The 9,487-nt window shown below is 54.5% G+C and carries 9 protein-coding genes and 2 pseudogenes; 5 read left to right on the top strand and 6 right to left on the bottom strand.

Annotation, left to right across the window (positions count from 1 at the left end; genetic code table 11):
* The 4 genes and pseudogenes from ACR0CG_RS23170 to ACR0CG_RS23155 all read left to right on the top strand — a co-directional run.
* Nucleotides 1–797 (top strand): glutathione S-transferase family protein (locus tag ACR0CG_RS23170; protein WP_480527826.1); only part of this gene is annotated, 797 nt, incomplete at its 5' end.
* A gap of 189 nt (nt 798–986) precedes the next feature.
* Nucleotides 987–1,394, top strand: a pseudogene (locus ACR0CG_RS23165) (adenylate/guanylate cyclase domain-containing protein); the annotation flags it as partial.
* A gap of 3 nt (nt 1,395–1,397) precedes the next feature.
* Complete coding sequence (locus tag ACR0CG_RS23160) at nt 1,398–2,840, top strand: hypothetical protein (RefSeq protein WP_480527828.1); 1,443 nt, start codon at nt 1,398–1,400, stop codon at nt 2,838–2,840.
* A gap of 550 nt (nt 2,841–3,390) precedes the next feature.
* A complete protein-coding gene (locus tag ACR0CG_RS23155; protein ID WP_170611814.1) occupies nt 3,391–3,876 on the top strand; it encodes a hypothetical protein in 486 nt (161 codons plus the stop codon).
* A gap of 355 nt (nt 3,877–4,231) precedes the next feature.
* On the opposite strand, the gene ACR0CG_RS23150 is transcribed toward ACR0CG_RS23155, so the two are convergent.
* Nucleotides 4,232–5,401 (bottom strand): alpha/beta hydrolase, encoded by a 1,170-nt coding sequence (locus ACR0CG_RS23150; protein ID WP_480527824.1) that lies wholly within the window; start codon nt 5,399–5,401, stop codon nt 4,232–4,234.
* Nucleotides 5,402–5,539: 138 nt separating this feature from the next.
* On the opposite strand from ACR0CG_RS23150, the gene ACR0CG_RS23145 reads away from it, so the two are divergent.
* Complete coding sequence (locus ACR0CG_RS23145) at nt 5,540–5,740, top strand: hypothetical protein (protein WP_170609149.1); 201 nt, start codon at nt 5,540–5,542, stop codon at nt 5,738–5,740.
* 138 nt (nt 5,741–5,878) lie between these two features.
* Here the strand turns inward: ACR0CG_RS23145 and ACR0CG_RS23140 are convergent, their stop codons facing one another.
* From ACR0CG_RS23140 to ACR0CG_RS23120, 5 genes and pseudogenes are all read right to left on the bottom strand, one after another.
* Nucleotides 5,879–7,492, bottom strand: a complete 1,614-nt coding sequence (locus ACR0CG_RS23140) for a tyrosine-type recombinase/integrase (RefSeq protein ID WP_480527821.1) — start codon at nt 7,490–7,492, stop codon at nt 5,879–5,881.
* Nucleotides 7,489–7,905, bottom strand: a complete 417-nt coding sequence (locus ACR0CG_RS23135; RefSeq protein WP_480527820.1) for a helix-turn-helix transcriptional regulator — start codon at nt 7,903–7,905, stop codon at nt 7,489–7,491. The genes ACR0CG_RS23140 and ACR0CG_RS23135 overlap by 4 nt, the downstream gene beginning before the upstream one ends.
* A 60-nt stretch (nt 7,906–7,965) precedes the next feature.
* The gene (locus ACR0CG_RS23130; RefSeq protein ID WP_170519334.1) at nt 7,966–8,166 is read right to left on the bottom strand and encodes a helix-turn-helix transcriptional regulator; all 201 of its coding nucleotides are present in this window, start codon (nt 8,164–8,166) and stop codon (nt 7,966–7,968) included.
* Nucleotides 8,167–8,283: 117 nt separating this feature from the next.
* Nucleotides 8,284–9,303, bottom strand: coding sequence for a hypothetical protein (locus ACR0CG_RS23125; protein WP_480527818.1), 1,020 nt, complete (start codon nt 9,301–9,303; stop codon nt 8,284–8,286).
* Nucleotides 9,296–9,487 (bottom strand): annotated as a pseudogene (locus ACR0CG_RS23120) (integrase); the annotation flags it as partial. The pseudogene ACR0CG_RS23120 and the gene ACR0CG_RS23125, both read right to left, overlap by 8 nt.

Raw genomic sequence — 9,487 nt, 5'->3', positions numbered from 1 at the left:
CTGGCAAACACATCGTCTATCATATCCCCGTCTGTCCCTTCTCGCAGCGACTGGAAATCCTACTGGCGCTGCGCGGACTGACGGATGCCGTGGAATTTCGTGTCATAGACATCACCAAGCCTCGCGATCCCGAATTGCTAGCCAAGACCCGAGGTACGACAGCCTTGCCCGTGCTGCAAACCAGCGACGGCCTTATTTTGAAAGAAAGCCTCGTGATCCTGCGCTATCTTGATGAGGCGCTGCCAGGGGCACCATTGCGCCGCAGTGATCCTGCCGAGCACGCCATTGAGTCGATGCTGATCGCCCGCGAAGGACCCTTTACAATGGCAGGCTATCTCTTTGTCATGAATCAGGATCAGGCGCTCCGAGATGAGCATTTGAATAAACTCCTCGCGCTCTATCGAGACCTTGATGATTTCTTAGCTCATCATAATCCGACTGGCACATTCCTGTTCGAGGACTTCGGTTTGGCAGAGGCTGTTTTTACCCCGATGTTCAAGCGGTTTTGGTTTCTTGACTACTACGAAGGGTTCAAACTACCCGTTGGCAAAGACTATGACCGGGTACGAGCGTGGCGTGATGCATGCATGGCGCATCCAGAAACATCGCAGGTGACTGAAGAAGAGATCGTCAAACTCTACTACGACTACGCGCTCGGGGCCGGAAACGGCGCCCTACCTGACGGTCGCAGCGTTTCAAGTTTCGCCTTCGAACCGCCTTGGCAATCGAGACCCATGCCCCCAAGGGAAAAATATGCAGCGACAGCCACCGACAAAGAGCTGGGACTTGTCGCCTGACCATCGATTAAATTCACAGTACCGGACATTCATGCGCCGCGCGGCATCGGACAAAATGGGCTCGATGCTGTCATTCACGAAATCGCAACCGACGTCCGCTCTGCGGACAGAGTCGACATTCGAAGCTGCTCGTTAACGCGCATAGAAAAATCTCACCATTAGGCTAAACTCAGTCACTGAGAGGTTCTGATGGAACGACGGTTGGCCACAATCCTCGCTGCGGATGCTGTCGCATATTCAAGGCTAATGGGCGAGGACGAGGAAGCGGCTCTGGCCGAACTGACGGTCTGCCGGGAACTGATTGACGCGCAAATTTCAAGCCATGGCGGTCGGATCTTCGGTAGTGCCGGGGACAGCGTGGTGGCTGAATTTTCCAGCCCGGTCAAAGCGGTACAGGCGGCATTGGCTGCACAGGGGGATATGGCCCGGCGCGCCGCGGAAAGCCCAGGGCCCAAACGGCTGCAGTTTCGCATTGGTATTCATCTTGGTGATGTAATGGTCCGGGGTGATAACTTGCTGGGTGATGGGGTCAATGTTGCTGCGCGGCTCGAGGCCTTGGCGCCCCCCGGCGGGATCGTTGTATCGAAACCGGTTGCCGAAATGGTCATAGGAAAGCTGGATGTCGAGTTCGGGCATTCTGGCATCCACGAGTTGAAGAACATCACTCGAAGCGTGGAACTCTGGACTTGGCCAGCGGACAAGGCGGTTAAGCCGGCACCGCGGCGTGATAGTCGAAAATTGGGCGCCGTGGTTGCTGCAGCTGTTCTGGCGCTTGCAGGTTTGGCGTACCAGTTCTACCCAAAAGAAGAGGCCTATGCCCTGCCAACCGGACCAAAGGTGCTGATCCTACCCTTCGAGAATGTCGGCGGCGGTCCGCAGGACGACTATTTCAGCGATGGCCTGACCCGCGATATTAACGTGATGCTCGCCAAGTTCACTAACCTGTTCGTATTGGCGCCAGGGGCCGGCAAGGCATTCAGAGAAAATGCGGACTGCCAAGCGATCCGCGATGAGCTGGCTGTGGATTACATACTGGGTGGCACGGTGCAGCGTTCTGACGACAAGCTTCGCGTCACCACCACGTTTACCGATGCAAAAACTTGTCTGCAGCTTCAGGCTCCTGGCCCCTTTGAAAGCGACCTGAGCCTTGCGAGCGTTCTGGACGTGCAGGTGGAAGTCGCCAGCAAGATTGCCTCGCTTATCGGATCGAGCGATGCCCCATTGTTCAAGGCCGATGTTCTGAAAACGATCCGCGAAAAGGCGCCCGAAAGCCTCGATGCATATGAGTGCTTTATGACCGCACACTGGTTTTATCAGACCTTTGCACTGCCCGAGCACCGAAAGGCACGCGATTGTCTGCTGCGGACCGTGCGGGAAGAGCCAGGCTATTCATTGGGTTGGTCGCGCCTCGCGTACAACTACCTTGATTCAAAAAAGAACTCTTACGACCTTGATCCCGATTGGGCTCAGAAAAGCTTTGACGCGGCTCAACATGCCATCGAAGCAGATCCCGATAACCCAGATGCATATTACGCACTGGCAGTACGGAGCCGGTTGCTGGGTGAGAGCATGGATGTCTACCGTAAACATGCTGAGCGTGCGGTGGCACTGAACCCGAATGACTCTTGGATTCTAGCTGATCTGGGTATTTTCTTTGCCTATTCAGGTGATTTTGAAACGGGGTTGGCATGGATCGACCGGGCACGGGCGCTCAACCCAAAACTGCATTCGGGCTATACCTATGCGGCGCATCTGGATGCTATTTCTCGCGGTGATTACGAGGAAGCAATCAAAATACAGTTGGCTGCGGCGGGTAGATTGCCCATGAACAAAGCAAGTCTTGCGGCCAGCTATGCCCTAAACGGGCAGCAAATGAAGGCTGAAGAGACCGTAGAATATATCAAACAGCAGTTCCCCGAATACCAGTCAGATCCGCGTGCACCGTTTCGCGCACGTGGGATGCCCAAAGAGCTTATTGACAAAATAATGGAAGGCCTGACCCTTGCTGGCTACCCGGTGCAACCGGAAGAGGCCACCAAGTGATGATACCGCGTGATCTTCAAACCAGCTATGATTTGCGGGCTTGCCGATCCTGTACCGAACGTCTGCTTCGGGCGGGTATCGTTGAAAAACTCCAGTTTTGGCCAAAACCGGTGAAAAAATACACATTGAGAGGCGGTTGAAGTTTTGGGCCAGGGGGTCGGCCAAAGCATTGGTTCCGCTATGGGGCACTTCTGACCGCCGGAGAGGCCGTTCTCTAGTGCTGACGGCGTCCGTAGGACTGGACCGTTGACGAGTCGTTCCGGGGGCTGACGGGGGTCGCTGGTGCTGGCGGATTGGGGGGGCGGACGTTCAATCCTAGTGCTGCGAATGACTGATGGGAGCCCAATGCGGAAAGGATGTGCAATCTACCCAGACGCGGAGCACTACCTTGAGACAGGTTGCAGAATCGTACAACTGCACAGGTACGCTGCTGGCGCAAATAAGTAGGTGGGGTCTTCATATTGACGTATGTCAATACATGACAAAGTGTTTCTCATTAATCTGGTTTTCCAAATACCGAAGCTCGGAGAATGATCTAGGAGAGCCGGAAATGAAGCTTCTACCCATCGCCGCGACAATTGCCACTCTCTTGATTGCAGGATGCGAAACTCCATCTCCAAAGACAACCGATTCAATTGGAAATCAAGGAACAACGAGCCTGGTACCAACCGTTCCAGCGAATCGTTCAATGGTTGTATTTTTCCGTGGAAACGAATTTGCAGGCAGCGCAAATATCTATAGGGTCTTTGTAAACGGTAATGCTGTGGCAGACATGTCTGTTGGTACACGCCATGTGCAAGAAGTCAGCCCCGGAACGGTAAATTTGAATGCTGAGACTGTGGCGAGCGTTTTGAACGTAGGACTTGGATTGGTGATTATGGAGAAACCTCAATTACAGCTTCAGGCGAAGGCGGGTCAGCTCTATGTAATCGAAATCGATCCCGGATTTGCTGGCGGTCCTGTATTCAAACAACGCGACAGCCAAGCGCTGTCCAGCACTCAGGGATACTCACCGGCTAAAGCTCCGTCGCAGTAACTCTTTCAAACTGTCCCATTGGTGCTGACGTCAGACAAGCTTCAGCTCAGTCATCGTCGGGCCTCCACGTCCAGAGGACCGCCAACAGAACCAGCGCCGAGACAGCGGGATGAGACCGAGACACCACCCAGAGCATCGTCGTCAGGACAGCCTTGGGCGGTGGGTGCAAAAGAAAACCCCCGACGAGAACGCCGAGGGCAGACAAGTACTTCATGGATCAAACTCCTGCATTTGCTTCTTTATTTGGATGCAGGAGGTTGCTCGGTTTTTAGGGGGGGCGGACATTCAGATTTATTGCGGGAATGACCAAGTTGCGGACGAAGGAGCCATTGCCTCCAGCCGCGCGCCTTATCTGTCAGGCATCGAGAAAACCCCGGAGCGCCTGGATAAACACATCGAATGTTGGGTGGCCAGGGACAGGCAGGTGGTTCGCGCTTTCCAACACCAACAGCTCCGAGCCGGGAATGCCTGCAGCAAGTTTCTTCGCCTGCACCAAGGGATGTATTGAATCGTTACGACCTTGAATGATCAGAGTCGGGCATTCGACATTCTTCAATACATCGATGATTGATGCATTGTTGGACCGGTCGCGGTGATCGAGCATGAATTTCTGAGAGGCGCTTTCCTGCATTAGTCCCACCATTTGCCGCACGCCTTCGGCCGGACCCTCGGGAAAATAGGCCGTGAGAAAGGCAGTGGCGATCCCGCCTTTATGCTGGTCCCAACCTGCCTCCATCATAGCCTTCAAGACCTCGGGCTGGCCTTGCGCCTCACGAATCCCGCGGCCCTCTGCATACCCGCCAACCATGACAAGGTGTGTGAGCCTCTCAGGATGCGTTGCAGCGAATAGGACGGCTGGCAAACACGCACCAGATTCGCTCATGAGAGCAAATCGGTCTAACCCGGCGGCATCGGCAACGGCGACCATATCCTCGACATTCTCTTCGATGCTAAGCGCTTCATCCAACGCCTCCGACAGACCCGTTCCGGCCCAGTCCATTTGAATGAGCGTACGACCCTCTCGATAGGCATCATAGCCATCTCGCAAGATCGGTATGTGCCACGCCTTCTCCTTGCTAAGCGGCGGACCATCAAGTTGAAACAGCGGTGGACCGGAACCGGAAACAAGATAGGCCAAAGAGTGCCCGCGCTTTGAGATCGTGTATCGCACCTTGGGAGCCATTGGTTTTTCCAAATTTGGGCGGTCGGTGGCGTCGCCGCCTGTAACAACAGCAACCATTTCCAGACCTCGCCCGTGATGTGTCCGAATTACCTTCTGCTGCTTTCCGTTGTCTCCAATCGCACGGCGTGCTGCAGCGATCCGGGCGCTGACGGCACTTTCGGAAACGACGCGTCCGCCCCAGACGGCGTCAATGATCTCATCTTTGGTCACTAATCTTGAAGGGTTCTCCGCCAGAAGCCGCAGCAAATCGAAAACTTGCGGTTCGATGGCAACTTCCAGACCGGCGCATTTCAGTCGGCGGCTGGCAGTGTCGAGTTCGCAATCTCCAAAACGGTAAAACAATGAGACAAACCTTTGATCCAAGATGATCTTTGAAATTCTAGACAAATCCAAATGAATTCACAGGGATTTCTAAGGGCTGTCTTCAAGCGAAGATCTTTTACCCCTGTCACAGTGGCAACAGGAACAAGGAGAAAGACGATGAATGCCCCTTTTGATACCGCCCTGCTCAAGCATTTGCCCGATCACCTATCCCCGCTGACCGAAGCTGATCGCGCTGCCGAGAAACTATCGCGTCCCTATCGCCCAACGTTCCATGAGTTCGCGGCGCAGGTTTTCTCCGCGGTGCCACGGCATCGAAAATCTGAGTTGCCACGAACTGCGGCAACTACGCGGCTGTGAAAATCGAAAGACCAATTTGGGCTCATAGCCGACGTACGCTGCTATCTGAAGCAATGACCGTTTGGAGCAATCTGCTGCACTTTCCAAAGTCTGCTTTCCGCGCATCTCTGCCGTTCGTGGCCAGCGCAGCAATTGCCCCTACTCCAGCACCTCATTTCCGTCGCGAGCAGCCGCACGCCTTTCGGCTAGACGTTTGGCCATGTTGTACTCGTCACTGCCGCGTTCGAAGCGGCTTTCATAGAAGTCGAGCACCATTGCGTTTTCCTTGGCGGTCAGCAAACCACCAGTAGAAAGCCCTTCAATAATGCTGCGACGTTGCTGGTCCGACATTTTCCCATAGTAGATTTCCGTGATTTTTTCGTTCGTATGGCCGAGGTTTAGGGACCAGGCTTTGCGGTCTTTGGGAGAGGTGCAAAGCTCATCCCCAAGTGCCTTGAGTGTATCACGAACGGAGTGCGGTGTGCATTTGCGTCCGATCTGGGAGGTGGCGAGATCAAAGGCACAACTCACGGCTGAGGAGGATTTCATAGGGAGTACGGGGCTGATCTCTGGACCTCGTTGTTTCAGATGTGCAAGCTCAGGGAAGATAGCGTCGTCTTCGGTGAAGCCCAGTACAAATAACTCCGAAAGCCAGGATACAAGGACCTCTTGGAAGGCTTCAGTACGCGGGAAGAAAACACTGCGAAAGCTCTTCCCATTCTTCGCGCGCATTTCTAAGGCGTCCTGAACCAGCTCCCCTTTACAAAGGTCAATATGTTTCAGTCTCAGGGTAGTGAGCGCTGCGGCACGTAACCCACTGGTGTAAGCACAAGCCACCATGGCACGATCACGACGCTCTGCAATTGTGCGATCTGGCATCTTCTCCAACATCTTTTCCGCCTGCTCGATCGTCAGATAGTCGCGATCATCACGCGGCAGGGTTTTGGCGTGTACCGCCTTTGGAAGCTCCAGATAGAGCGGGATGTTTTGACTCAAACGCTTGTAGCCATCCTGAAGCCGTAGCCATTCGAAGAACTGGCGAACCTGCGAAGCGTGGTGCCGGATGGTAGAGTTACCCAAACCGCCATGCTCTTTGAGCGTTTGGCCAAGATTGACCAAATGATCACGAAAGTCTGCGGCGTCCTTTGGCGTGACCTTGTCGAAGGCTTTGCCTCCTAGGAAAACCTCCAGCATGCGGATGCTCCGCAGATGGGCGCGTTTGGTCGAAGTCTCGAAGCGCCCAGCATAGATTTGCCACTCATGCACGATCCGATCGTTTGTCGGATACCAAACCGTCTCGCGAAAGTCGGGTTTATTCCCGGTATCAGCTGGGATCTCACAATTACTTTCGTCTATCAGAGCCAGGCTGGTACCCGACATTAGGCATTTTTCTATGCTGTCGTATTCTGACACTTTCAGTAACTTTGTTACCTGGGCATCGCAGGTAGCGCAGACACCCACCGCCATGAACCTATAACTGGAGGTTGTCATCAGCGAGATCGACTGAGGAGCGGGATAACCTGCGCTGCCGCAGCTCAAACAATTGAACTCACCCTGTTTTAGTTTAGCGAGCGGTTTGCGCTTCTGGCCATTGTGGTAGCGTTGCAGCTCAGCCCCACGAAAAACAAAAGGGCGCAGATCGTCTGATTTCCGCAGGCCGGATTTCATCCAGTCGGTGATGGCATTACGGCGAACATTGTAGATTTTGCATAGTTCATCTACCGAATAGACTTGGTCCTGGCAGACCTTCACCTTGTAGTGGGCCCGTGTCATGCTTCGTGCCCTGCCTTGCGACTTTTCTTTTTGGTTTGGCGTGATGCTTCAGCCAGTTTTTTCTCAAACGCGAGCAGGCTGGATAGGCGCCAGCGACTGCTGTTTGGGGGCAGTTTGATCGGTGCAGGTAGAACACCAAGCTCCACGCGTTTCCAGACTGTTTGGCGAGCGATGCCGAAGCGTTTGGCCACTTCAACGTCTTTGAGATATCGTTCGTCTTTGCCGAGGTTTTCAGCTTCTATTGCCTCCAACGCAGCGACTTGCGCCGGAGTCAGAGAAGGCGGAGTGGAATGAAGCTGAACTTGAGCCTGAACCCCGCCTTGATTGGTGTCAGACACAGGCGGTTGCGAAACGGGAGTAGAGGGATCTGCGAAAAGATCCCCCACTGCGGCGTTGTGGTTGAATTTAGCCATCGGCACCCCCATTCAGAGATGCCCGGTTATGGGAAAGAGAAAAGCTCTGGGGCTGGTACATCAAGCGCCCTCCCGCAGGAGTTCGCGGATGTCACCAACACGCCAAGCTGTTGTGCGAGGTCCGAGGCGCACAGGCTGAGGGAAGCGCCCTGCGCGGACGCCTGCCCACCACGTCGAACGGGATACAGGTACGGGACCGTGAGGGTGCAGGATCTGCTTTTCGCGCAGCAGCGCATCGTCGGGAAGATCGTCAAATTGCATCGTAGTCCATCTATGTTTGTTACAGATGGTCCAAGGCTGACGAGGTCCGGTCTTGTGCAGCGAGTATCCACGAAGCCCGATCGTGGATCCACGATAGGAATTTTACTTTTAAAGGGTTCAGTCGCTCCAATAGTTGCTGTTGACGTGCAACTCACTGGCCTCCTTTAGAAGCCTACGAACCGTTTGCTGGTCCACCCCGCAGCCAAGTTCAGCGGCTTTGTCCGCAATCTGCTTCGGCACTTCAGAGCGTTTTTGAATGGGCGTGTAACTGTGGCCGTCCACTGCGCAAGCAATGAGGGCTTTTTGAAGCGTTGCGATCCGTGTAGTGCTTGCAGACTTTTGAGCCCGGCTATTTTCGGCGGAGGAAGAGGCCTCTAGCTTTGCGTCCAATTCAGACAGGCGCTCATCTTTCGCTCGCAGCATATCTCGAAGTTTCTCGTTCTCCTCAATGATTTCCGCATTCTCGACAACAGTATCCGGATGCTGGCTATCGTGAGGCGGCATCCCCACGGCACGCCGCCACGCTAAGGACACATAATACCCCCTTTTCGCCAGCCAAAGCAGATAGTCCTTTGCAGGCGCCTTCTCACTGATTTCCCCGATCTCTAACGCTCTTTCCAAAATCAGGAACCTGTCTTCACGCTCACGTATCGTCTCTCCGGTTTCCGGGGCGTTGCCGCGCCAGCTATCTGTGCGGAATGGCTTAAAGTTCAGCGACAAATCAATTGCCTCGCGGGCTGTCCAATAAGGTTTTCGGACCCATTGCCCAATCAGACGCCGTTCCTGTCCGGCGTAGTCGGGGGACAGAATTTCCTTCCTCCGGTGGGCAAAATGCTGACCGTCAAATGCGATCGGACCTGCCGGTGTGATGGCCAGCCACCAATCCGTATGGAACGGTAGGTTGTTGCGCTCTGCCCACCAAAGCCAAAACACAGGCGCGCCCAATCGTTCACCTGACCGCTTCGCCCTGGTTAGTAGCGCGCTATGGTCATTCAGCACCTGTGCGACTCCGGCATCATCTGGCGAAATGCCCAGTGCCAGTGGGACGGCTTCTTCGAGAGACCAACTGCTCTGATAGATCCAAACCTGCATCAAGTGTTCAGCAGGTTGTACCGGGGCCTGTTCACATTCAATCATGTCCCAGTTTTTCCTTCTTCATCTTATCAAGCTGATCTGCCCACCACTGCGTCAAATCAACTCGCTCATCCCAGTGTGCGCCGCGTGCGTATGCCCGGCGGATTTCGTTCTTTTCCACATGCGCGAGGGCTCGCTCAATGGCGTCCGGATGCCAGCGGCCGGATTCATTGGCCAATGTGGAAAA

It is taken from the genome of Ruegeria sp. AB8 (assembly GCF_056542605.1).
This window is presented reverse-complemented; position numbering and strand designations above follow the sequence as displayed.

Coding starts and splice junctions, on each gene's coding strand:
- ACR0CG_RS23160 (WP_480527828.1), top strand. CDS start 1,398: ATGGTCATAGGAAAGCTGGATGTCGAGTTCGGGCATTCTGGCATCCAC.
- ACR0CG_RS23155 (WP_170611814.1), top strand. CDS start 3,391: ATGAAGCTTCTACCCATCGCCGCGACAATTGCCACTCTCTTGATTGCA.
- ACR0CG_RS23145 (WP_170609149.1), top strand. CDS start 5,540: ATGAATGCCCCTTTTGATACCGCCCTGCTCAAGCATTTGCCCGATCAC.
- ACR0CG_RS23140 (WP_480527821.1), bottom strand. CDS start 7,492: ATGACACGGGCCCACTACAAGGTGAAGGTCTGCCAGGACCAAGTCTAT.
- ACR0CG_RS23135 (WP_480527820.1), bottom strand. CDS start 7,905: ATGGCTAAATTCAACCACAACGCCGCAGTGGGGGATCTTTTCGCAGAT.
- ACR0CG_RS23130 (WP_170519334.1), bottom strand. CDS start 8,166: ATGCAATTTGACGATCTTCCCGACGATGCGCTGCTGCGCGAAAAGCAG.
- ACR0CG_RS23125 (WP_480527818.1), bottom strand. CDS start 9,303: ATGATTGAATGTGAACAGGCCCCGGTACAACCTGCTGAACACTTGATG.